This window comes from Vibrio nigripulchritudo, assembly GCF_027924785.1.
In the GTDB taxonomy this organism is placed as follows: Bacteria; Pseudomonadota; Gammaproteobacteria; order Enterobacterales; family Vibrionaceae; genus Vibrio; species Vibrio nigripulchritudo.
On sequence record NZ_AP027050.1, the window covers coordinates 2,109,987 to 2,134,553 of the forward strand.

Here is a 24,567-nt window from a genome sequence, read left to right on the forward strand (position 1 = left end):
GGTCGTTACACCTTTTTACACTGGCGTGGTTTTTAACTCTAGGTTCTGTACCCGAGTTAAAAAGCCACTGAATTCAATACAGGAATGAGGAATTCGAGTTATGAAACCTTCGAGTTCTGGTCGTAGGGAAACACAATCCAGACGGCTTATAACGAAATGTGCCAATGCGCTTTTTGCCGCGTTGAGCACCTTCTTTCTATTTTCAGGAGGGGCTTTGGCCGCACAAGGACCGGGGCTTGGAAACGTCCAGTTTTCTTCTGGTGAAGTTTTCACCCAGGTATCCACCCCTTCTGTTGACGATACCACCAATATCCTCCCACCCGACTATCCCGGAAGAAAGCACTTTGGTGTGAATGTGATGACCATGCTCAACGGCTATATGGTCGGCATTTTCGCCCCTGATAGTGGTCAGGCGCCGGGGGGATGGATCGCCCTCGATGTATCCAATCCACGCAGTATCAGCTTAGTAAAGCAAATTTACGAACCTGATACCTCCAACGCCAACCGCACCGGAGATGGTCTGAGAACTCGCGATTTTCGTGAACCTCACTCTTTTGGATTGAGTGAAAACCACCTTATCGCGATACAAACCGGACGAGGCATTGAAATCTGGGACTGGAGTAACGTAAACAACCCGGTTCAGCGAAGTAAACTTGCGATATCCGGCGTTAACTTTGGCGATTACAACAATGTGTCCTGGCAACTTTTCTGGCAGGCACCTTACCTTTACGTCGCGCGAGGGAACGCAGGGCTAACCATTGTAGATACTTCGGATGTTGATAACCCACACGTGGTGAAAACCGTGCCAACCAATCAACTGGGTGGCTTTACTGTGGGACCGATATTCGCACTCGGGAATGAGCTTTATCTGTCCAGCATGAATAACCGCAGCGGGTTCTCGATTCTGAATATTGATGATCCGGAAAACCCGGTTCTGACCAAAACCCTTTCTAGCCTTCCAGAAACCTATTACGCCTCTTGCTGGGATGGGAAACGAGCCTTTTTTGGTGCGAGAAGCGCGGGCGACAAGCTCCGAATCTATGACACCACCACCAATCCATTCACGCTGTTGAGCGATTCTGAAAGCGGGTTTGTAAACCTTTACTGTAACCTTCAGGACAACCGCTTAATGCTGGGAAATCAGGACGATATCTCGGTGTTAGACGTCTCTGATATCAATAACATTTCAAGTTTAGGTAAGGGGTCTCTAAATGCGACTGGGTCTGACACAGACCACGGACAAGTGTTCGCTTTCGGGAACATGGTCTGGGTGGGTAACGATCATGGTAGCGGTAGCGGGCTTATCGCATGGCAATCCGACAAAGACACCACGCCGCCTACGTTAACTCGTGCCCTGCCCGCCAGCGAACAGTCTCATGTACCTGTAACCAGCCGAATCGGAATATCGCTGTCTGACAGCGTTTTGATGGAGTCGGTCAACAGCAACTCATTCAAAGTCACTAAGTTCGGTGACAATACTCCTCTAAGCGGTACATACAGTGTCAATCTGGGTTTTGTTCACTTTAGCCCGAGTCAGAACCTGGATACCAACCAGACGTATGTGGTCACCCTTGATGGTATTGAAGACTTTGCAGGTAACGCGATGCCACAACAGCAGTACCTGTTTTCAACGGGAAATGTTCAGTCACACAACCTGACCATTTCTGCTCCGTCGTCTACAGAGGTCGGGCAAAGCATTACCCTAAGCGCCAGTGCCAACGCCATAGGAAACGGAACACTGGAGTATTCCTGGGATTTTGGCGACGGCAGTTCACCAACGGCATTTTCTACCCAGTCTGCTGTTAGCCATACCTACACCTCTCCCGGTCACTGGCAACCTGTTGTGACTGTTCGGGAGTCTAACTTCAGCTCCTCTAACACCAGGCGTGTCACCGCTTACCATCCACCAACGTCTACACCTCCGGTCACCGCTTCTACGATCAGTCAGTCCGGAAATCAGGTGTATGTGGTTAACGAGGATAACGACACCGTCACCGCTATTTCAGCAAACAGCCCGTTTAGCAAAGTGTGGGAAGCCCCTGTCGGTGACAGACCAAGAACGCTGGACATCGCACCTAATGGGCACATTTGGGTGACCAACCAGAGCGACGACTCCATCACTGTGCTCACCGCTCAGGGCAGTAAAGTGCGGGACATTGATCTGCCGCGAGCTTCCCAGCCTTATGGTGTCGCATTTGCGCCTGACGGAAGTGCAGCCTTTGTTACGCTTCTCGCCAGCGGCAAATTGCTCAAACTCAACCCATCCACCGGAGCAGTTCAGGATGAAGTGGTGGTGGGTCACTCTGCCAGAGGCATTGCCATCAACAGCGACTCCGATACGGCTTACATCACGCGCTTTATCTCTCCGCAGAGCCATGCCGAAGTGGTAGAAGTTAACCTCAATGGGATGTCGGTTGGGCAAGTGATTCAGTTGGCAAAAGACACCAGCACCATCGACGGACCAGACCGCAGCCGGGGGATACCGAATTACCTGAATGCCATCACCATTTCTCCAGATGGGGGTAAAGCCTGGATACCGTCAAACAAAGCCAACGTCGATCGAGGGGAGTTCAATGAAGGCAGTAAAGACAAAGCATTGACCTTCGAAACCACAATCCGGGCCATCGTTTCTCAGATCGATTTGAACACTAACCAAGAGTTAACCAGCGCTCAGCTCGATATTGATAACCGAGCGCAGCCTAAAGCGATTCAGTTCAGTGATTTGGGTGACTACGCGTACATCGTCATTGAAGGGCAAAACAGCGTTGAAATACGTGACGCGTACAACCTGAGTCGGGTCAATGAACTGGCAGACAGCGGAAAAGCGCCAGTTGGACTGGTTAAATCCGGCAATCACCTGTTTGTTCATGGGTTCTTGTCTCGTTCGGTGGTGGTTTACGATGTCAGCAACTTTGAAAGTCATCTGGGCGACATCACCCGAGTCGCAGAAACCACGACTGTCGCCAACGAATCTCTGCACCCCAGAGTGCTGGCAGGGAAACAGATTTTCCACAACGCCGCCGATGCCAGAATGACTCAGGATGGTTATCTTTCCTGCGCAAGTTGTCACACCGGCGGTGACTCTGATGCACGAGTGTGGGACTTCACAGATCGCGGAGAAGGGCTGCGCAACACCATTCCTTTGGTTGGGCGAACAGGATTGGGGCATGGACGGGTTCACTGGACGGCCAACTTCGATGAAATTCATGACTTCGAGAATGACATCCGCTCTGCCTTTGGTGGTCGAGGATTTATTGATGACAGCTTGTTTAGCGACGTCGAAGATCCACTCGGTCAGCCTAAAATGGGTCTGAGTGAAGATCTGGATAACCTGTCCTTTTACGTTACCAGCTTAAATCAATTCCCTAAAAGTCCATATCGACCCGAAAGAGGGGGTATGACGAAAGAAGCGCTAGCGGGTAGAGAGCTTTTCAAAGACAAAGGTTGTGCTTCGTGTCATAGCGGAGGCTACCTCACAGACTTCCAACGTCATGATGTGGGCACTATTCAGACATCTTCGGGGCAAGGGATTTCCCAGCCACTGGCAGGGGTGGGCTTTGAAACGCCAACCTTGATTGGACTCTGGGATTCCGCTCCGTATTACCACAACGGGCAAGCCGCAACGCTGGATGAGGCACTCCAGATTGGAAGCCAGCACACGGTATCCGACTCAGCTGAACGAGCGAAAATTGTCGCTTATCTTCAGCAAATTGAATACGGTGGTCCGCCTATTCTGGTGCCTGAGCCTCCCGCACCACCAAAGTACGACTATCTGAGCGATCTGACCGAAACCAGCTCTGACAACGGTTGGGGACCAATCGAAAAGGATCAGAGTAATGGCGAATCCGGTTCAGGAGATGGCTCCACTATCCGTCTTGCCGGGAAAACCTATCAGAAGGGTCTAGGGGTCCATGCTCATTCTGAAATTACCTATGACTTATCTCAGAAGGATTATGACCAGTTCACCGCTTCAATAGGTGTGGACGACGAAGTGGGTAACCGAGGCTCAGTCACCTTTGAAATTTATCTGGATGACGTGCTGAGTTACCAGAGTGGCGTACTCACCGGAAGCAGCGCAACTCAAGCTGTCATTTTGCCCATCAATGACAACCATGGAGAACTGAAACTGGTGGTCAAAGATGGCGGAAACGGAGTGGGTCACGATCATGCTGACTGGGCAGACGCTAAGTTACGGGAAAAAGTGGAGTCACCTTCTGTTATCGGTCTCTACTACGGCACGGTTTCCGGGAATATCAACGTGAGTGATGTTAACCCGAGAACCAGCATGACTATCGATTTGAGCGAAACTGAAGACAGCATTGCTGGAAATACAACCGAAATATACACCGGATACATCTACGATGCCGACGGCAATATCTCTTTCAGAGAACATATCGACGATAAAACCCGTCTCTGGATAGATGGCGTTCTGGTGCTGAGAAGTGAGCACTGGAGAGATGTCGTTTCCACCGAAAACCTAAACCTGAACCCCGGGTGGCATAGCTTCGAGCTGCGCATCAGTAACGGTAAAGGAGGCAGCGGACCAACCTCAGGAATCGGATTTGCGTATGACCCTGATGGCGGAACTAACTGGCAACATCCGGAAGATCCCGGTGACGGCAGCCTGTTCCGAACTCAAATAGCTCTGACTAATCCTTCCCGCTACGTTTACCTGAGTGATCTGCCAGAATCCTCTTCAACCAATGGATGGGGACCGATTGAGAAAAACCGCTCCAATGGAGAACAAGGCAGTGCGGATGGCAACACCATCACCATAGATGGTCAAACCTTCGAAAAAGGACTGGGCGTTCACGCTGAATCTGTGGTGACCTATCAGTTCAGTGCGGGCACCTATAACCAATTCAGTGCCGTCATTGGGGTAGACGATGAAGTTGGTAATCGGGGCTCGGTCATTTTCAAAGTAGAAATCGACGGCACTCAAATGTTCCAGAGTTCGACTCTGACGGGCGGAGGCAGTGCAGACCAGGTAACCATCGCCATTCCTTCAACAGCAACGTCACTCACCTTAAAAGTGACAGGTGCTGGTGATGGGATTGGTCACGACCATGCAGACTGGGCAGCAGCCCGACTGCGCCTTTCTAACTGATCATCCCTTCTCTATTAGGCACCAGAGTTCTGGTGCCTTTTTTCTAAAGGTATAATTAACCATGAATTATTCTATTCTGGACGATACCCGATGCATCATCGGTGAGTCACCTGTGTGCATTGACCAATGCATTCTGTGGGTTGATGCGGAATCCGATTCTATTTATCGATTCAATCTAAAGAGTAAACAGACCACACAATTCCACGTAGATCTGCCCGTTACCGCATTGGCAAAACTGAAGCCTTCGGGTTGGCTAGTGGTGACCAAAATCGGCATCTACGCAATGGATGAGGATTTTCAATTCCATCAATTTATCGCCAACCCGGTAGAGCACTTTCCAACTTTGCGACCTAACGATGGCGTTGCCAGCCCAGCGGGCGATCTGTGGGTTGGAACCATGAACAGCGAAGAGCTGGAGTCACCCGACGGAGAGCTATTTATCCTCAGCAGGAAGACGCTAAGCCTTTCCAAAATAGACACAGGGTTTTCGGTCGCCAATGGTATCGCTTTCGATAAAAAGCGACACCTTGCCTACGTCAGTAATATGTTTAAGCGCGAAGTGTATCAGTACCAAATGGATTCAAGCTGGACACAAGTACTGAACAAAAAAATTATCGTGAAATTACCTGATGAAGACGGCATGCCTGATGGTTTAAAAGTGGATGCCAATGGCACGCTCTATATCTGCCACTGGGACGCGGGTCTTATCTCAACCTATCGCCACACAGGTCAGCCTTTCCAGCGAATCCAACTTCCCGTTAAACACGCAACCCGATGTACTTTTATCAGTAATGACAAGCTCGCCGTCACCACGGCAAGCTACGAAATGGGCGAGTCAGATTTTCAGCAACTCCCTCTTTCAGGTGCAACCTTTCAAGTGGATTTGGAAGGCGCGGTTGCCGATACCGAGTTCGAATTTGATTCCCCTTTGCTCTCAGAAAAACTCAATAAAATTAATACCATTTGAAGTGCATTGTCTTTCCTATAAAGATTCGATACCTTGTCTGAAAAGAAGGATTTTGAGTTGAGTATATGTTTACAAAAGAGATAGATAAGGACATTCAGCTAGCACTGGTGCAACCCTCGTTTGCGGCTAATTATCTCAGGCTACGCAATGAAAACTTGGAGTACCTTTCAAAATGGCTGGCGTGGCCACCACATTGTGACTCAGAAGAAGATTTCCTCAACTTCGTTCGCTCTTCATTAAAGAGCTACGCAGAAGGTGAGTCGCTGAGCTGTGCCATTCTATTTCAAGGTGAACTGGTCGGAAACGCCTCTGTTTTCAACATAGATAACAACTTGAGTAAAGCCAAACTGGGATACTGGATCGCCGAATCGGCGCAGGGAAATGGCATCGTGACACGAGTATGTCAGACCCTTATCGACATCGCCTTCGACGACTATCAACTGGAAAAGGTTCAGCTACATGCGGCTGAAGAAAACAAACCAAGCCGTGCGGTCGCGGAAAGGCTTGGAATGAAGCTGGAAGGCATAATAAGACGCAATGAAAATCTCAACGGCCGAATTGTTGATCACGCCATTTATGGCTTACTGAAAAGCGAGCGTTGATACCAGCGATTTGGCTCAATAAAGGATTAGGACAATGAGTACTTCACTTTATTGCTACGATGGTCGCCACCACATCGAATATGGCGACTATGGAGACAAATCCCACCCTGTAGTCGTTGCTTTTCATGGATTGTTGGGCGGCGCAAAGCTGGACCAACTGGGGGAGTTTTTTAGCTCTCATAATCGAAGACTTATCAGCGTTACCCGCCCGGGTTACGGTAATGCTTCCTCCGTTGAATTTGAACACTATCGAGACATCGCAAAACTCTATCAGCAGTTACTGGATCACCTTGAAATAACTCAGTGTGAGTTGTTTGGTATTTCTGCGGGCGCGCCCCATGCTTATCAGTTGGCGGCACTGGATGGTCGGGTTTCTAAAGTATGGATTTTTAGCGGGCTGCCCTTAGTGTGCGACCCGGACATACTGAAACTTTACCCACCGACTTTGGAAGAGTTATACGAGCTTGCAAGAAACAGCGACCGTATTTCTGTTGGCAACCAACTCCACGACATGCTGTTCCCAGAGGTATCACCGGAATTGCTTGAAAGTGAAATGTATCAATTCACCATGGCTCACGGTGGTTTTGCACTTGGTCAGGAAATCCATTTCCAGGCATCAATGACCTGCGAGGAATTTGAAAACATTACAGCCCCTATTGCACTTCAACACAGCAAAGTGGATACCATGGTGCCCTTCGTTGCCGCTGAAGAAACTGCCAGAAAGCTGGGCGCGGAGTTTATTCCGGAAGAACAGGGCGAGCATGCCGACTTAGACAACATGCAGAAACTTCTTTCGTTAATGGTTTCGTAAGGTCTAACAATCCACTTTTAAACAAAAAAAGCGCCCGAGGTTGGGCGCTTAGTTCAGGACAGTTTATCGCTATGCGTAACACGAAACTTGTCCAGCTTAGGCGAAATCACCATCTGGCAATATCGACCTTCCGGATTCGCTCGGTAATAGTTTTGGTGCTTCCCTTCTGCTTTATAGAACACCTCAAAGGGCTTTACTTCGGTCACAATGGGATCGGAAAACTCAGGCTTTAACTTCTCTATCACCTCTTTGGCGACGTTCAATTGAGATTCGTCGTGCCCGAGAATAATGCTCCGATACTGAGTACCACGATCCGCGCCCTGCCTGTCGGGTGTTGTCGGGTTGTGCGTCGTCAGATGAATCTCCACTAAGTCAGCAAAACTTATCTCGCTGTCATCAAATTCAATCTGAACCACTTCCGCATGCCCAGTCGTACCATTACACACTTCCCGATAGGCTGGATTTTTGGTGCGGCCACCGCTGTAACCACTGACCACAGACTTAACACCACGCACCTGTTGAAAAAACGCTTCAGTGCACCAGAAACAACCGCCACCCATTGTGGCTAATGATAAAGTCATGTTGACCTCCTATTCGGATTTCTTCAGCGCGACAGCGTTCATACAGTAACGAAGCCCGCTAGGGGGTGGCCCATCTGGGAATACATGCCCTAAATGCGCCTCACAGGTGTTACAGGTGGTTTCAATCCTGCGCATGCCATGAGATTCATCCATATGGTATGCAATCGCATTAGCCCGAACAGGCTGCGTAAACGAAGGCCACCCAGATCCAGATTCAAACTTCACATCCGCATCAAACAGCGGTGTGTCACAACACACGCAATGGTAGATACCCGGCTCAAACAAGCTGCACGAGTCACTACTGAATGCCCTTTCAGTGCCTTTCTGGCGAGTAATTCGATATTCCTCGTCGCTCAGTTGTGCACGCCATTCAGCTTCAGATTTGTGAATGACGCGATCAGGTTTCAGGTTCCCATTGCTGGCGAACTCAATCACACTTTGCCAATTCAACATGATGTTTACCTCGCTGTCGGTTCTCATCTGATTTGTTTATAGACAGAAAACCCGGAACACGATCAGAGCGTGCTCAGAATTTTGAGGATTACTGTCTTAAAACGGTTTGATGAGAAGATGTAGATAAGAAAATACCTGCCCCAGAAGGAACAGGTATTTATTAGACCGAGGTAGTTAGGAATTACTTTCACAGCCATATTTACGTTGTGTTAGCCGTGAAACCTAGCTTATTTATAACTGCCAGAAATGGCGTAAACATTGAGCTCTGGTGCCGAAGATGTTCTTCCAACAGCCCAGACGATATCTCCATTTTTCAATACCTGAGGTTCAGCACCTCGTGGGATATGGACAGGCTGATTATTGTTGTCAATCAATGGAGCAGCGGACTGCAACACCTTACCGGATTTATCAATGACCATGGAATAAGTGGTATCGACTTCGCGTCTGTCTTTCAAGACTTTCTGGTAAATAACCACAAGGTTCTCACCAACCGGAAACATCTTAGGGTTTACAATGTTAGTACCATTCATGGTTTTCCCTGTATTGCCTGTTCCTGCATCAGTAAAATGCGTGTACTGGACCAAATCCGTGTCTGGTACTGGCTTTCCGTCAATTTTCCCTTTGTAGAAAAAGAGGTTGTAGTTGGACGAGATGGTCTTGGTTTTAAGTGCAGCGGTAAAAATACTCGCATACTCACCACTTCCTATAGCTACGGTCTGCCCTAACTGGGTATAAGTGAAATTCGTCGTCGAACTCGCAGGTTTTTGCTCCGGCTTGAACAGCGAGGTGGCAGGCGTTTCTTTTGAAGGCTTACCGCTGCTTTCCAGTTTTCCGGGTTTGTAAGCACCGACAGTTAACCCACCACCGCCATCGGATGTCCAAAGCGCAACAAACTGCTTTTCAGACGCATCGTAAATCATCCGGTGATCCATATTATGGAAACTTAGCGTAGTGGTGTGATCGCCATTGAGCTGATTCAGATTACTGTCAAAAATACCTACCCAGCCTGACTGGTGCTCCCCCTGCCCTGGGTAGTTAAACTGGGTTGAAGTGTGCAGTGCAATATAACCATCACCACTCGCCATTCGAGCTGTGCTCAAAGCCATCGAGTTGTATCTACTTTTGTGCTGACTTGGTTTGTCCGCGCCAAAGATGACCTTCTCTCTAACTAACGTGCCATCTGGTTGAATGATGCGAATGACCGTTTTTTCTCTTGGTGCGTCATTGAAAAACGCTGCACCCATACCCCGAATTCCGTAAGAATATGCGAACGCGTAGTTGCCATTGTCCAAAACGGTAAACCCAACCAGTTTGGAGAGCTTTCCTTTGATGGATTTAGATTCACGCTTCTGAAATAGCCCGTAATACTGTTCGCATTTTACATAGCCTTCTGTGTCGTAGGTGACCCATGTTCCGCCTTTGATTTGCAGGGCTCGCGCTTCTACATATCGATTAGGATCCGACGCTTTCACGACTCCGCTTTCTATTCCCTGAATCACTTGATGGATTTCAGCTTCGTAATGACGTTTCAGCTCACTCTCGGACTTGGTTTCAAGCTCTTTTAAATAATCCTGATAAACCTCTCGTGCATGTTGCGTTTTAAGCTGATTTTTAAACGTATTGTAGAGAGCATTTTGTTTGGACAAGATAGTCGCTTTGCTTTCCGATGCTATTTTATTTTTTAGATCATTAAGCGCTTTTTTCGCAGACGCGACGTCATCTCGATGATAAAAAAGCGAGCAACCAGAAAAGTGAAGGTTTCGACTGGTCAGAGTCGACGCCTGATGACGTCCTCCAAAAACACCTCCCTGAATTGTCCAGGTTCGTCCCTTTCTATCGGTGACCACATCCTGCCTTTTGGGCATAGGTTTCAGAGGAGAGCCATAAACCGCCTGAGTTATTCGAAAATCACGGGAAACGTATGATTGACCAAATTTCAACTCGGGGCTAAATCGATAGTTACTAATGGCATTGTGGTCATCATCAAACTCAGTGAAAACAACGCCACCTTCCCCCGTTTGAGAACTGTAGTCTCGCCAGGCAACCACGTACCCACCATTAGGTTTTTCAGACACCACAACTTCAGGTCTGAATGCCGCGCCATTACCCATATTTGGTTGAGGGTGAGTAAATTTCGATCCGGAAATCGAGAATCTGGATGGCATTCCGTTGTTCATTAGAGCTGTTGTATGCGTAAACGCTTTTTGCACATTGCTCGGCTTAACGGGGTCAGGTATCACCGAGCCGCCACCCGGCGTAGGAGCAGGCTTAACATTCGACGAGGTATTGCCAGAATCTCCTCCTCCGTTACATCCCGACAATGCCACTACTACAAGAAGCGCTGTAGGTATATGTTTAAAGGTATTTTTACCAATAAATTTCACTGTTCTGCCCTTATTCAATTTGATGGGCATGAAGGTATATGGGGGGTAAAAAAGCGTCAATTAGGGTCATTAAACTCAGCCATGCAGTTTGTTTATCAATAGTCGATAAATTAAAAACTCAGTATCAAAAATGAGACACCATTACGGTAAAAATGCCGTTAATGAAATAAACGTGCTTTTAGGTCGCAAAAAATAGGTCTTCAGTTTTGATGAGGATAGGGTAGGAGCTTGTAAGAAAGGGCTGGGAAGAAAGGTCGAAATATCAAGCACAAGAGGGATAAGGAAACCTCTTGTGCTTGGAAACGGTTAGGAATAAATTTCCGCGGTTTTCTGAATGCTTGCCACCATGGCTGACAAGCCTTGAGAACGGGTGGGAGTGATGTGTTTATGTAGCTCTAGCTCTTCGAACCATTGGTTAATATCGAAATCCAGAATCTCTTTGGCTGTTTTCCCGTCAAAGGCAATCACTGTTACTGCGATTAGCCCTTTTACAATGGCGGCATCACTGTCGCCTGAAAAATGGAAAACACCTTGGTCATCCTGAACCTGATCCAACCAAACCTGGCTCTGACAGCCTTTGATTAGGTAATCATCGATTCGCTTATCATCGGAGATAGGCGCTAAACGCTCTCCCAATTCGATAATGTATAGATACTTTTCTTCCCAGTCCTGACAGCGGTTGAAGTTTTTGACCAGTTTTTCTGGTGTCATCTTTTATCCTAACAACATATTGATTCGTTTCAGCCCTGCCACCAAAGCGTCAATGTCTTCACGGGTGGTATAGAGGGCAATAGAAGCACGACAAACTGCCGATTGATCCAACGAGCTAATCAGGGGCATCGCGCAGTGGTGCCCTGTGCGAACCGCAATGCCGTATCGGTCCAGAAACGTTCCTACGTCATACGCGTGATGTTCACCAAGATTGAATGGTATTACGCCAGCTCGATGGCTTGGTTTGCCATAAACCTCAATATTATCAATAGTTGAGAGTTGCGTCAGTGCATAATCCATCAACTGGTTCTCATATTGAGCAATCGTATCCAGACCAGCTTCTTGTACGTAATCAATCGCAGCACCCAACCCAAGAATTCCAGCAATGTTTGGTGTGCCGGCTTCGAATTTCCACGGCGCTTGGTTGAATGTAGTGCCGGTCGGCAGGCAGACCTTGTCGATCATTGCGCCGCCACCTTCCCAGGGGCTCATGGCATCTAGGAGAGACTTCTTACCATACAGAACACCAATCCCCGTTGGACCGTACAGTTTGTGTGCGGAGAACACGTAAAAATCGCAGTTCAGCGACTTCACATCTACCGTTTCGTGCATCACCGCCTGAGCACCATCCAGCAACACAGGAATACCGCGTTCATTCGCCAGTTGAGTCACAGATTCAATCGGAGTACGAGCACCCAGCACGTTGGAGATGTGAGCCACCGCCACAAGTACCGTCTTTTCAGACAACAGAGGTTCTAGCGCTTGAATATCCAATTCGCCATTTTCGTCGGCTTCCCAGACTTTCACGGTCAGGTTGAACTGCTCCGCCAGCATCTGCCAGGGCACGATGTTAGCGTGATGCTCCAGATTAGAGATCACGATTTCGCTTGGCTTGTCGCCTCGTTCTTGAAGCAGCGGACGCAGGTAACCGTTGGCAACCAGGTTTATGGCTTCCGTGGTGCCTTTGGTAAATACGATTTCATCGCGAGTGTCTGCCCCCAGAAAGGTGCAAACTTTGTCACGAACCTGCTCCATGTTATCGGTTGCCGCAGCACTTAGCTGATGAACCCCGCGATGCACCGAGGCGTATTCATCGCGGTAGAAGCTTGTCATGCGGTCGATAACGCTGGTCGGAGTCTGAGCACTGGCAGCTGAATCAAGATACACCAATGGTTTACCGTCGATTTCCTGATTTAGTGTCGGGAAGTCTTTGCGCCATGGGTTGGTATCTTGGTTTATTTCAGTGCTCATTACAGGTCCAGTTTTTGTTCAATACGACGAATGATGTGTTTGCGAACTTCTTCATGTTCAATGGCATCAGTCAGCTCACCTGCAAACGCAAAGGTGATCATTTTTTCTGCCTTAGCTTTCGGAATACCACGAGCCTGCAGGTAGAAAACCTGATTCTGGTCTATTTGACCCGTTGTAGCACCGTGGCTGCATTTTACGTCATCGGCGTAAATTTCCAACTGGGGTTTACTGTTAACCTGCGCTTTTTCGCTCAAAAGAAGGTTATGGTTGTCCATTTGACCGTCTGTTTTGATGGCACCTTTGTCGACGTAAATCATGCCGTTGAATACGCCCACACCATTGTCTTTGCCGATCACTTTGTGTGTTTGATGGCTATTGCAGTGTGCGGATTTATGACGAAGGAAAGTACGGGTATCAAACACCTGATCCTGTTTCGGCAGGTTCAGACTGTTCATTTCGATCTCGCCACCTTCGGCTTTCAGTACGCTACTGGTGTTGTGTCGGATCAGCTTGCCTTCCAGAAGGAACGTATGGCTGGTCGCGCGGCTGTCACGGTATAGCGTGATGTCGTTGTGACCGAAATGATGCTGTAGAGAACCTTCTTCGATCAATTTGATGTGTTCAAAGCTTGCACCGTCGCTCACGTTCGCCGTCAAACGCGCACAAGTCACTCCACCACCTTGGTTGAGAGACACATGGTGTTCGTAAATATGGCACTCTGCAAGACGGCTCAATTCTACATGGTGGCGGTAGCTAACCAGTTCACCGTCCCCACCAGAATTCAGGTGGAAAAGATAAATAGGCTTATCCAATTGCGTGTTGTTCGCGATGTGGATGTAAATACCAGCGGTCGCTGTAGCGTCCGTCAGAGCAGAGAACGCTTCTTGGCTGATGGTATGCGCCAGTTGCTGCTGTTGAACGTCGTCCAGCGCGTTCAGCTCGGTTACCGTGGTGTTTGGAATGTCATCAGACAGCTCTGGATTGAACTTTCCATCAAAAAACACCAGACGATAGCAATCAAAGCTCATGCTGATGCTTTCGAATGAAATGCTGTCGATGTTGTTTTTTCTAGGCTCGCGGTAATCGAGGCTTAGAAATCCATCCAGTGGCGTGTATTTCCAATCTTCGTGCTTAGCCGTTGGGATTCCCCAAAGAGCCAAAGATTGCCAGCTGTTTTCCTGCCAGCTTGAATGGCCAGCCAGAGAGCGCAGACGCGTCAGTGCGACGTCTCTACTCTTCTCCGATAATCCAACCATAACCTTTGTCCTCTAACTCTTTCGCCAACGTGTGATCGCCCGATTTCACGATCTTGCCTTTGTACAGTACGTGTACAAAATCAGGCTTAATGTAATCCAGAATACGCTGGTAGTGCGTAACTACGATGAATGAACGGTTGCCATCACGAAGGGCATTCACACCGTCAGACACCGCTTTCAGAGCATCGATATCCAGACCTGAATCCGTTTCATCTAAAATGCAAAGTTCCGGCTCCAGAACTGCCATTTGCAGAATGTCGTTACGTTTTTTCTCACCACCAGAGAAGCCTTCGTTCACAGAACGATTGAGCAGATCAACGGGCATTTTCAGAAGGTCTGCTTTCTCTTCAAGCAGGTCTTCAAAATCAAAACGATCCAGTTCTGGCTCGCCGCGGTATTCACGAATGCCATTCAGCGCGGTTTTCAGAAACAGCTTGTTGCTTACGCCCGGAATTTCTACCGGGTACTGGAATGCTAGGAATACGCCTTCGCCCGCTCTTTCATCAGGATCTAGTTCAACAAGGTCTTTGCCTTTGAACAGAACTTCGCCGTCGGTCACTTCGTAGTCTTCTTTACCCGCAAGTGTGGCAGAAAGCGTACTTTTGCCTGAACCGTTTGGTCCCATAATGGCGTGAACTTCGCCCGGTTTGATGGAAAGGTTAATACCGTTAAGGATTTGGTTGTCCTCAACACTGGCTTTTAAATCTTTAATTTCTAGCATACTGGGTTAGCCCACGCTGTGTTCTAAACTGATGGAAAGGAGTTTTTGCGCTTCAATCGCAAATTCGAGTGGCAGCTCTGAGAATACGTCTTTACAGAATCCGTTAACGATCATTGAGATAGCGTCGTCTTCGCTGATGCCTCGCTGCACACAATAGAAGAGCTGATCTTCACCGATTCGGGAAGTGGTCGCTTCGTGCTCTACCTGAGCTGTAGAGTTTTTCACTTCTACGTAAGGGAAGGTGTGCGCGCCACAGTCTGCACCAATTAGCATGGAGTCACACTGTGTAAAGTTACGGGCACCTTCGGCACTTGGCAGAACTTTTACTAAGCCACGGTAGCTGTTTTCACTCTTACCTGCTGAGATACCTTTAGAAATGATGGTCGACTTGGTGTTTTTACCGATGTGAATCATCTTGGTACCTGTGTCGGCTTTCTGATCGCCATTCGTCAGAGCAACCGAGAAGAACTCACCGACAGAGTTATCGCCTTTGAGGATTACACTTGGGTATTTCCAGGTAATCGCAGAGCCTGTTTCAGACTGCGTCCAGGACATTTTGCTGTTTGCACCTTCACAAACGGCACGCTTAGTTACAAAGTTCAGGATACCGCCTTTCGAGCCTTCTACGCCCGAGAACCAGTTCTGTACTGTTGAGTACTTCACTTCGGCATCTTTGTGAACAATCACTTCAACCACAGCAGCGTGAAGCTGGTATGTGTCACGCACAGGTGCAGAACACCCTTCAATGTAGCTGACAAAAGCACCTTCATCGGCAACCAGAATCGTACGCTCAAACTGACCCGTTTTTGCCTGGTTGATTCGGAAGTAGGTAGATAATTCGCGCGGACAACGTACGCCCGGAGGCACGTATACAAATGAACCGTCAGACGCTACTGCGGCATTAAGCGCAGCAAAGAAATTGTCTTTTGGTGGAACCACAGTCCCCAGGTACTTACGTACCAAGTCTGGGTATTCATGAATGGCTTCGCTGAACGAGCAGAAGATAATGCCTTGCTCTTTCAGTTCATCACGATAGGTCGTTGTCACAGAAACCGAGTCGAAAATCGCATCAACCGCGACTTCCGCACCTTCACGAACAGGCACACCCAGTTGGTCAAACGCATCTTCTACTTCTTTGGTCAGGAATTCATTAGAGCCATCGGACTCCAGGTCATTGCCTTCACATTTACCGCAGCTTGGCGCGGAGTAGTAACTGTAGCCTTGGTAATCCAGAGACGGGTATTCCGCTTTGAGCCAGTGTGGCTCTTCCATCTCTTTCCATAATCGATAAGCTTCAAGCCGGAATTCAAGCATCCATTCCGGTTCATTTCTCTTGGCAGAAATCGCACGTACGACGTCTTCGTTAATGCCTTTTTCTAAGGTGTCGTTGTCAAGCTGGGTGTAGAACCCTTCTTTGTATCCTTCCTTATTCATTGCCTCTTGGACTTCAGGCTGAATTTCAATTGCAGTCATTTGCTAAATACCAAAGCTCTCACCGCAGCCACACTCGGCTTTGACGTTAGGATTTTTATAGGTAAAGGTCTGATTAAGCCCTTCGCGGACATAGTCCACTTCGGTGCCATCAAGGAATGGCATCGCAGAAAGGGCGACGTAGATTGTTGCGCCATTGGATTCGAAAGACAGATCGCCTTCCTCTGGAGCTTCGATTTGATCAAGGACGTAAGCATAACCTGTACAACCCGACGCTTTAACAGACAAATGAATTGCCTTTCCGTCCGTCGAAAGTTGCAGGATTCGCTTAGCCGCAGCGGGAGTAAGAGTGATACCTTGCCATTGCGCGTCCTCTAGCGAGAACTCCATGGTTCCTTCGGTATGAGATGCCATAACCACACCTTATAGTAGTAAAGATGGAGCACATGATAATGATTATCAATTGCAGATCAACCATAAGTCCAAAGTGGTTAAACAGGAAGTGTTACAGAATGAAGATTTTTTGGCTAGGGGTGCACTTTAGCACCACCGAACGCATCTGCCAAATAATTTATAATTTCAACAGGATGCGTAAGGGTATTGTTACCTTCCAGAATGAGTACAGGTAGCCACTGATTGTTCTCACCTATTAATTCAATTACTTCATTCCTGGGCTTGGGAAATGCTATTCTGCGAACGTCCGTGTGCTGCTCCCAGTGAGGATTTGCCTGAAGTGCACCTTCAATCATGGCGCAGTGCGAGCATATCCAGCTTTGCCCTTCATCCATAAATGGCATTTTCAGTACAAACAAAATCGGCTTCATTCATTACTTCCCTGTTGACTCTGAACACCTAGTATATTTTGTGCAGAAATTGGCTTTCCAAGCAAGTAACCTTGAAAATAGTCCACCCCCCACTCTTTCATGATCGCGAGTTGTTCCTGCGTCTCTATTCCCTCAGCGATGGTCGTGATGTTTCTGGATTGACAGTAATCAAGTACTTCCCATATCTGTGACCGAGTAGACACAAAATTCTGAACCATCGCTTTGTCGATTTTCACAATGTTCACATCATGCCGACGTACTCGCGCCATGTCACACCCCATAGAGCCAAAATCGTCCAGTGCGACTCGAATATCGACTTCTTTCAAATTAGCGATACCCTGTGCCATTAACGACATCTCGGTATTGTTGTCTTCCATGATTTCGTAAACGACGTTTTCCTTGGGTACACCAAGAGCCTGTAAGCGTATCAACAGTTGCTCAATCGCGCCCAGAGAATTACCCAGCGTGTTGAAAACACAGGGTGGAGCGTTAATAAAAATGGACTGTTCGGGCAGATAAAAACGAGAGAAATTCTGAAAATGAATTTTTCCTGTAATCAGAAAAAAAAGCATCAGCTTTTTCAAATCGCCTCGTATGGGTTTCAGATAGTCATCGGGGGACACCACATCCCCATTTTGATCGGTAATACGAACCAGACCTTCATAGGCATGTATGTTGTTTTGTCTGTCAAAAATGGGTTGATAAACACCTTTGAAGGTAATGCCATCAAACGAAGAGTAAGACCACCCCTGTTCATCGGTGAAAATAATGTCCTGAACCGGATCTTCCTGAGTGTTGTACACCACTTTCATATTAAGCCTTTATTATTTTTGTAGCTCAACTTACGTTGTTCATGTTTTTTCGAATAGCCAACAGCAAAGCAATCGATTTCTCTCCTCCAGCTATACCCTTAATGGCTTTTCAGAACAACCAGTTAGGTTAAACGAACTCATATATACATTTAGAACACCTTTTCATTCTTGCGTATTCGGTTCATTACATAAAAAACTTCGAGTGATATCAGATTTTGATACTCAAGATTTGCAGGCAGTTCCAGAGGGAAAATTAGTGGCATTTTTTACTGATTACACCGACGAGTCTTACTTTCACAGTGAGATTGGCTAAATTACTTTTATTTTTAGAAATTTATACCCAGAAATCTCTCACTCTTAAGCAAGCAATATTTGGAACAAAGGTAGCACTGTCATATTTCCGTAATCACTGGCTAAACTTGGAAAATTGGCTGAATTTTTTCGCCATTTTAGCCGTGTTCAGCAAAAAACACGGTGTTCGAACCATTACCCAGTTTATACACGCCAAGTCTCATATTTAACAACTTCATTGTTCACAAAACCGAATGCGATTTAATAACCGTAAAAACGTATAGGTATCAAGTAGCGATAACTTCAGAAAAACATTAAATAATCGCACTTAAAAAATACCCTCTCCTCCATCCAGTTGGCATCAAGATTAACTTGCTGTTATTCGGTCATATGTGCCGTAAGAGGATGCGATGAAACTAAAAGATAAAGCCAGATTAGCCAGAACACCCGGACACATCGTTGGTGTGCGTGAAGGCACCTTTGTGTGGTTTTACAATGAATCTTTATTTGCGTGGCAACAATGGGTAAAGCGTTACCCTTCATTACCAACACTTCGCGTTTCTGCCTGCAAAGTGAAAGCACTAAATAATGCCTGGATGTTTACTGGTGTTGTACCTTTCAAAACACTGGAAAATGCCGGTCTCGAATTCGACAAAAAAGGGCGTGTTTTCATTAAGTTCGAAGCGGACTGGCGACACTGGGAAGACTGGAAACACAAAAGTAAACCTAAGAGGGCTTCTACAGTTAAGATCAGTGACTAGTTGGTTGGCACCTTTCGCAGGTGCCTGTTTAACGTAAAAGTCATGTAATTTGCGACCGAGATATTAAAACGCAACAAAAACATACCCTTACAACAAAGCTTAATGTTGAAGCTGTTATTAGCGGGAAAAGAGCATAACCCTTTTTTTCTCGTTAGCTGTGACATACATTCTTTGAAAAACTCAATTCGTTGCATAAAAAAATAGAACCACTTTTGTAAGTCACAGTTTTTTAACATTGCTTAAATAGCAATTGGTTCAATAGCTTCTACCATCTTTCCTTAATAATTTTATTGGTTAGTTGCTTAGAACAAAAACATGAACCCTCAGCGTTTCAACTTTGTGTTGCTCCATCTTATCGTTTCGATTTCTGCTCTAGTGAACTTGCTCACCGGGCTTCGTATTCATCTTGTCTCGAATCGCTCCCTTTACTGGTTATCGCCACTGCTGCCTGAAGGGCAAATGCACGATCTTCATTACCTGAGTGGAGTGATCTTATTTGCCGCTGTATTTGGGTATGTGGTGTATCTTGCATTGCGGAAAAAACGGGCAACCAAACCCACTTCTTCCTACCACTTGTGGGTTCAGTATTTTGGTTATGGGGTGACAACCTCGGCGTTAATAACTGGCGGACTTTACTGGTGGCAATCTGATTGGTTGAACCTACAGACATGGCATTTTTGGTCGGCGATTGGCATGTTGGTTTTTCTGATATTGCATAGCCTGGTTTATATCATTCAGTATGGTGCGTCTGTTTTAAAACTTGTTCTCCCCTTTCGCACTCTCAAGCAGGCAAGGCTCTCTTTTACTCTGTTACTGACACTGACAACCGCCGGAGCTGGCTGGGCATTTATGACCACCAGCAGCCAGATGCCACTGCAGGTTCACCGCCTTAGCTCCGAGACCTTAATTGAAATCAACGGTAAGCCCGACGAGGTGTTCTGGAGCGACATTCCCTACGTTTCGGTAAAAACTACAGGCGGTGCCAATTTCGAAAATGGCGCAACCACTGTGTCCATCAAAGCCGCCGCAAACGAGTATGAAACTTACTTTCTGTTTCACTGGAAAGACGAAACTAAGAGCCTCGCTCACCTTCCATTATTTAAGCAAGATGGAAAATGGGTTGTTCGCCAGAACGGTTTTCATGAGTTTGACGAAACCGTCTATTACGAAGATAAGTTTGCGGTGATGATTTCCAGCACATGTGGATTCGGGGCAGACGGAACCGCCTACCTTGGAAGAAAGCCCATTAAAGGAAAACCTGAAAACTGGCATGGCAAGGGTTATCACGCGAGCATGGACAATAAGATTCGCGACCTGTGGCACTGGAAGGCAGTCAGAACCAACGACATGTTTCAGGCAGACGATAATTTCTTTGGTGCACCCAGCAACACTCGGTTTGGTCAACGTAGATATACCGCCGGATATTTACCTGATGGCAAAGACAGTGGCGGATACAAGATGAACTGGAAGTGGTATTCCCCCAACCAAATCACGCCAAAGCGATTACCCAAAGCTGAGTCAGACATCACCAAGCCTCTGGCCTGGTTTGGCAGCCAGCCTTACAAATCAAGCCTAGACACTTACTCGGAAGGCACAGAGCTTCCTTCCGTCTTATACCGTTCCAACCAGTTTGAAGGCGACAGAGCCAATGTACGAGCTCGCGGGATATGGAAAGACGGTTACTGGACTCTGGAAGTGTCCCGTCAGCACAACACCGGCTCTCAGCATGACGTGGCGCTGGAAAATGGCACCTGCATCTGGGTATCGGCATTTGACCACTCTCAGGTCGCTCACACGCGCCACCATCGACCTTTTCAGCTGGAGTATCTGTAAATGAAAACTCGCCTGTTTTTCACTCTGCTTATGGTCTGTGCTGCCGGGGTTTACAGTTACTTTGCTGTTAATGCGCTGCCCGTTCAGCTCGATCATCCCCGATACGTGAAAATCACAAAATCTGGAGACGCTCTCAAACCATGGCAAGGACCGTGGGCATGTGTAGCCGATACCGAGCAAGACCTGTTATGGGAAGTCAAAACGGATGATGAATCCATCCACGATGCTGACTGGACGTATTCCTGGTACAACGGCGAATTTGGGGATGCCAACAAAGGGGACTGCTTTTATAAGAATGGACGTTGTGACACGGATGCTTTGATTACTCGTACCAACAAGGCGGGCTTGTGTGGTATTCACCACTGGCGCTTACCGACAGAGCAAGAGCTTATCGCGTTACTCGAATACAACGATCGCCCTCATCAGGCACAAATCGCAACGGACTTTTTCCCTCGCATTAAGAACAGCGACTACTGGACACAAAACGCACAGCAATCGCTGGAACGCCATTTCCGACACCTAAAGCATGGAGCGCTGGCGGTGAATTTATTTGAAGGCAAGGCACAGCCTTTGCCTTATCGCAATGCTGCCTTTGTGGTGCTGGTCGCTGACTGGCACCGCGAGGGGCATACCTCGCAGATGACATTATCGTCAATCACTTCAAGAAATAATGAATAATAAAGGACTATCAAAATGAATTACCTCAGAACGAGTATTCTGATTGGTCTTTCTGCCATGGCTTGTCAAAGCTTCGCAGGTAGCCAATATCACCGTTTGGTGTGGGATGCTTCGCCTTCTTCCAAAGCGACGGTTGGGTTCACTCCCACATCCAGTGCAAACCATCATGTGAAATATGGCTTCACAACCGATGAGCAACAGTGGAAAAAAGCCAATGTCACCTTTAGCCACACGTTTGGTGGCTCACTGAAAAACAGTTTTGTGCAGCTTAGCAGTTTGCCGGCCAATTCCCCTGTTTACTATCGTGTGTGTGACGATGCGGGCTGTGGCGACCGTTTGTGGTTTAGAACTGCGCCAACAGACAATTCACCTTTTGTTGCGATTGCTGGCGGCGATACCCGAACAGGTTGGACAAATCGCCGTGCAGGGAACAAGCTGGTTGCGAAAATCCGCCCGCTTTTCATTATGCATGGCGGCGATTACACCAACCAAAACTCAGTCTCAGAAATGTCTGAATACCTGAAAGACTGGCAGCTGACGTTCTCCAATGACCTGATTGACGGCGTTAGCTACAAGCGTATTTATCCATTTGTGCCGACCCACGGCAACCATGAAGACGACAACTACAGTACCGTCTGTCAGGTGTTTGGGGTCGACTTCGATGGCAACAAAACCTGTAACCCTAAAGACACCTACGGAGCGTTTAACGTTTCGCCTCTGATGCGTGTTTATACCCTGAACAGTCAGTTTAAAGACAGCGGCTGGTCGAGCTACGCCACTGCGATGAATAACTGGTTAAGCCAGGATCTTTCGGCAAGTGCGTCTTCAGCAAAATGGCGAGTCGCGCAATACCACAAACCAATGTATCCGCACTATTCAGGCAAGCGTGACAATACCATTCTGGTTACCTGGTGGGCGAACTTGTTCTACCAACACAAAATGAATCTGGTGGTGGAATCGGATACGCATATCAACAAAGTAACCGAAGCGCTGAAACCTTCTGGTTCGAACTTCACCGCTACTACGTCTGGCGGTACTGTTTATGTGGGTGAAGGAAGCTGGGGTGCGCCAGCCAGAAGTGCTAACGACCCGAAGAGCTGGACCATCGATCTCGCCAGCATTCAGCAATTCAAGGTACTAAGCGTTAGCCCAGATAAACTTGAAGTACGTACAGCCCAATTTGGTTCTGGCGCAGAGACACTGAGCCGCGATCAGCGTAACGCAAACCCATTGGCACTACCAAGCGGGGTTAACTGGTGGTCGGCGTCTCAAATAGGTGATGTGCTTAAGCTGACTCAGGCATCTAACAAGCTATCTGTGATCGATAAAGGCACCACAACACCTGATCCTGATCCAAACCCACCTACGGGCAGCAAGCTAAAAAATGGTGTTCCGGTCACTGGTATTTCTGGCTCTAAAGACCAGACCATTACCTACACTCTGGACGTACCTGCGGGCGCAACCAATCTGAATATCGCGACCAGCGGCGGTTCAGGCGATGTCGACCTGTACGTGAAATTCGGCTCGAAACCTACCTCAACAAGCCACGACTGCCGCCCGTACAAGAGTGGAAATAGTGAGTCATGCCCATTTGCTTCCCCGAAAGCGGGCACTTACTACATTAATCTCACGGGATACAGTTCGTTCTCTGGAGTAACACTGACTGCGAGCTTCACAACAGGTGGCTCAGGTGGAGGTGGTGGCAGTTGTAATACCGCTGGTGTCAACGAATACCCGAACTGGCCTCAGAAGGACTGGGCAGGAAACCCTAGTCATGCTGGCACTGGCGACAAAATGGTCTATCAGGGCAAGATTTATCAAGCCAAATACTGGACAGACTCTATCCCTGGCAGCGATGGCAGTTGGGAACTCGTCTGCGGTCAGTAAGTTTACAGTGTAAATATTCTGAACAAATAAAGGGCATCCGTTGATGCCCTTTTAATCTGTATCAACTTTCATCGTGCTGTATTGGCAGAAAAGATAACCTGGAATCTCATACCCCTGTTCAAGACACTCATCGAGAGATGGAACAAAAAGTTCATCGTAGGGATCGAACGCTATTTGGTACGTTGCAAAACCTCGTTCTTTAAACTTGGAAAGAAGCTTTTCATAAAAATGCTTCTCTTGCTTACTAGAAGAAAACTTAGCGGCATGGAACCCTGAACCTTTCCAGTAAAGCATATTTGCAGTGCCAGCATCACATTTGGGATGATCCAAAAATGCGTTTAAAACATCAAAATTACCATCGTCCCAATTGTAGTTTGCGGCTGCGTAATGAATCTCTTCTTTTGAAGCCAAACCCTCTACCGTTATAGCCTCACCCACCTCAATTCCAAATTGGTCGGTCACATACTTTAAAATTTCTAGTTCTTCACCTTTTTCAATCAGAATCTCTTCAAGTTTCTTTTTCGTCGGTATACAGCCACATTCAAAACAAACAGACGCTCGATATTTCTCTTCTTTAGAAAGACGCTTTGCCATTCGAACTCACTCTCAATCAAATAGGTATATTTCGATTATGCACTTGGTGGAGAGAATTGGTGGGAAATCAAAAATTATTCTTATTAATTAGATACATAATAATGAGAGAAGAACAAAACAGTATCTTTCAACCAAAAACTAATATCCCGCAACATCACGCGCATTTCTACTGCCTTCAACTTTACTTGCACTCTTGTCGTTATAGACTTTTCCCCTCGTAATTTGGCAAATCAGTTAATTTAATGAGAACAATAATGAAAAGATTCATCGCACTCTCAGCAGCACTGCTTTCTACTTCAGTATATGCAGGAGGTTGGACGTCATTCGCAACACCAACCCGAGTCGATATTGAACGTGGAAATGGCTTTATGGTTTACGGTAACTTTGGAAATCCAGGCAACTGCACGATACAAAACCGTTTTTACGTTCAAAAAACGCACCCTCAATATAAAGAAGTCTATTCCATGGTTTTAGCGGCATTCACTTCAGGGAAAAGAGTACAAGTGTATATACATGCTTGTAATCCTGTCGGATGGTACTCTGCATCCAGTACCACCTACAACACCATGACGCCTTCAGGTGCGATAAACATTTCCAATTAATGAAAACAAG

At 47.2% G+C, this 24,567-nt stretch carries 21 protein-coding genes; 9 read left to right on the forward strand and 12 right to left on the reverse strand.

The window, feature by feature from the left end:
* Positions 1–100: 100 nt before the first annotated feature.
* The 4 genes from QMG91_RS27795 (at position 101) to QMG91_RS27810 (ending at position 7,487) form a co-directional block, all read left to right on the forward strand.
* Positions 101–5,107, forward strand: a complete 5,007-nt coding sequence (locus QMG91_RS27795) for an NPCBM/NEW2 domain-containing protein (RefSeq protein WP_281831279.1) — start codon at positions 101–103, stop codon at positions 5,105–5,107.
* Between the two features lie 61 nt (positions 5,108–5,168).
* Positions 5,169–6,074, forward strand: a complete 906-nt coding sequence (locus QMG91_RS27800; RefSeq protein ID WP_281831281.1) for an SMP-30/gluconolactonase/LRE family protein — start codon at positions 5,169–5,171, stop codon at positions 6,072–6,074.
* Positions 6,075–6,139: 65 nt separating this feature from the next.
* Entirely contained in the window at positions 6,140–6,676 is a 537-nt protein-coding gene (locus tag QMG91_RS27805) for a GNAT family N-acetyltransferase (protein ID WP_281831283.1), read from the forward strand.
* Between the two features lie 34 nt (positions 6,677–6,710).
* A complete protein-coding gene (locus QMG91_RS27810) occupies positions 6,711–7,487 on the forward strand; it encodes an alpha/beta fold hydrolase (RefSeq protein WP_281831285.1) in 777 nt (258 codons plus the stop codon).
* Positions 7,488–7,540: 53 nt separating this feature from the next.
* Here the strand turns inward: QMG91_RS27810 and msrA are convergent, their stop codons facing one another.
* The 11 genes from msrA to QMG91_RS27865 form a co-directional block, all read right to left on the reverse strand.
* The gene (msrA, locus tag QMG91_RS27815) at positions 7,541–8,068 is read right to left on the reverse strand and encodes a peptide-methionine (S)-S-oxide reductase MsrA (RefSeq protein ID WP_281831287.1); all 528 of its coding nucleotides are present in this window, start codon (positions 8,066–8,068) and stop codon (positions 7,541–7,543) included.
* A gap of 9 nt (positions 8,069–8,077) precedes the next feature.
* Entirely contained in the window at positions 8,078–8,521 is a 444-nt protein-coding gene (gene msrB / locus QMG91_RS27820; RefSeq protein WP_004404117.1) for a peptide-methionine (R)-S-oxide reductase MsrB, read from the reverse strand.
* Positions 8,522–8,748: 227 nt separating this feature from the next.
* Positions 8,749–10,905, reverse strand: a complete 2,157-nt coding sequence (locus tag QMG91_RS27825; protein ID WP_281831290.1) for a hypothetical protein — start codon at positions 10,903–10,905, stop codon at positions 8,749–8,751.
* 306 nt (positions 10,906–11,211) lie between these two features.
* Positions 11,212–11,616, reverse strand: a complete 405-nt coding sequence (sufE, locus tag QMG91_RS27830) for a cysteine desulfuration protein SufE (protein WP_281831300.1) — start codon at positions 11,614–11,616, stop codon at positions 11,212–11,214.
* A gap of 3 nt (positions 11,617–11,619) precedes the next feature.
* Entirely contained in the window at positions 11,620–12,867 is a 1,248-nt protein-coding gene (locus QMG91_RS27835) for a SufS family cysteine desulfurase (protein WP_281831301.1), read from the reverse strand.
* Positions 12,867–14,123 (reverse strand): Fe-S cluster assembly protein SufD, encoded by a 1,257-nt coding sequence (sufD, locus tag QMG91_RS27840; protein WP_004404113.1) that lies wholly within the window; start codon positions 14,121–14,123, stop codon positions 12,867–12,869. Before sufD ends, QMG91_RS27835 begins: the two co-directional genes overlap by 1 nt.
* Entirely contained in the window at positions 14,098–14,844 is a 747-nt protein-coding gene (sufC, locus tag QMG91_RS27845) for a Fe-S cluster assembly ATPase SufC (protein WP_004404112.1), read from the reverse strand. The genes sufD and sufC overlap by 26 nt, the downstream gene beginning before the upstream one ends.
* 6 nt (positions 14,845–14,850) lie before the next feature.
* Positions 14,851–16,317: a Fe-S cluster assembly protein SufB gene (gene sufB / locus QMG91_RS27850; RefSeq protein WP_004404111.1), complete on the reverse strand. Its 1,467-nt coding sequence runs from the start codon at positions 16,315–16,317 to the stop codon at positions 14,851–14,853.
* A 3-nt stretch (positions 16,318–16,320) separates the two neighbouring features.
* A complete protein-coding gene (locus QMG91_RS27855; protein WP_004404109.1) occupies positions 16,321–16,689 on the reverse strand; it encodes an iron-sulfur cluster assembly accessory protein in 369 nt (122 codons plus the stop codon).
* A 113-nt stretch (positions 16,690–16,802) separates the two neighbouring features.
* Positions 16,803–17,099 (reverse strand): DUF3088 family protein, encoded by a 297-nt coding sequence (locus tag QMG91_RS27860; RefSeq protein ID WP_022562181.1) that lies wholly within the window; start codon positions 17,097–17,099, stop codon positions 16,803–16,805.
* Positions 17,096–17,911 carry an EAL domain-containing protein gene (locus QMG91_RS27865; protein WP_281831304.1) on the reverse strand — a complete coding sequence of 272 codons (816 nt, stop codon included), beginning with the start codon at positions 17,909–17,911 and terminating at the stop codon, positions 17,096–17,098. The genes QMG91_RS27860 and QMG91_RS27865 overlap by 4 nt, the downstream gene beginning before the upstream one ends.
* Positions 17,912–18,612: 701 nt before the next feature.
* Between QMG91_RS27865 and QMG91_RS27870 the strand changes: the two genes are divergently transcribed.
* From QMG91_RS27870 to QMG91_RS27885, 4 genes are all read left to right on the forward strand, one after another.
* Complete coding sequence (locus QMG91_RS27870; RefSeq protein WP_004404106.1) at positions 18,613–18,963, forward strand: hypothetical protein; 351 nt, start codon at positions 18,613–18,615, stop codon at positions 18,961–18,963.
* A gap of 315 nt (positions 18,964–19,278) precedes the next feature.
* Complete coding sequence (locus QMG91_RS27875; protein WP_281831306.1) at positions 19,279–20,796, forward strand: ethylbenzene dehydrogenase-related protein; 1,518 nt, start codon at positions 19,279–19,281, stop codon at positions 20,794–20,796.
* Positions 20,797–21,474, forward strand: coding sequence for an Lcl C-terminal domain-containing protein (locus tag QMG91_RS27880; RefSeq protein ID WP_281831308.1), 678 nt, complete (start codon positions 20,797–20,799; stop codon positions 21,472–21,474).
* 15 nt (positions 21,475–21,489) lie between these two features.
* Positions 21,490–23,361: a cellulose-binding domain-containing protein gene (locus QMG91_RS27885; RefSeq protein WP_281831309.1), complete on the forward strand. Its 1,872-nt coding sequence runs from the start codon at positions 21,490–21,492 to the stop codon at positions 23,359–23,361.
* A gap of 51 nt (positions 23,362–23,412) precedes the next feature.
* Here QMG91_RS27885 and QMG91_RS27890 read toward each other — a convergent pair whose 3' ends face one another.
* The gene (locus QMG91_RS27890) at positions 23,413–23,955 is read right to left on the reverse strand and encodes a DUF4274 domain-containing protein (protein WP_004404100.1); all 543 of its coding nucleotides are present in this window, start codon (positions 23,953–23,955) and stop codon (positions 23,413–23,415) included.
* Positions 23,956–24,209: 254 nt separating this feature from the next.
* On the opposite strand from QMG91_RS27890, the gene QMG91_RS27895 reads away from it, so the two are divergent.
* A complete protein-coding gene (locus QMG91_RS27895; RefSeq protein WP_281831311.1) occupies positions 24,210–24,557 on the forward strand; it encodes a hypothetical protein in 348 nt (115 codons plus the stop codon).
* Positions 24,558–24,567 lie beyond the last annotated feature (10 nt).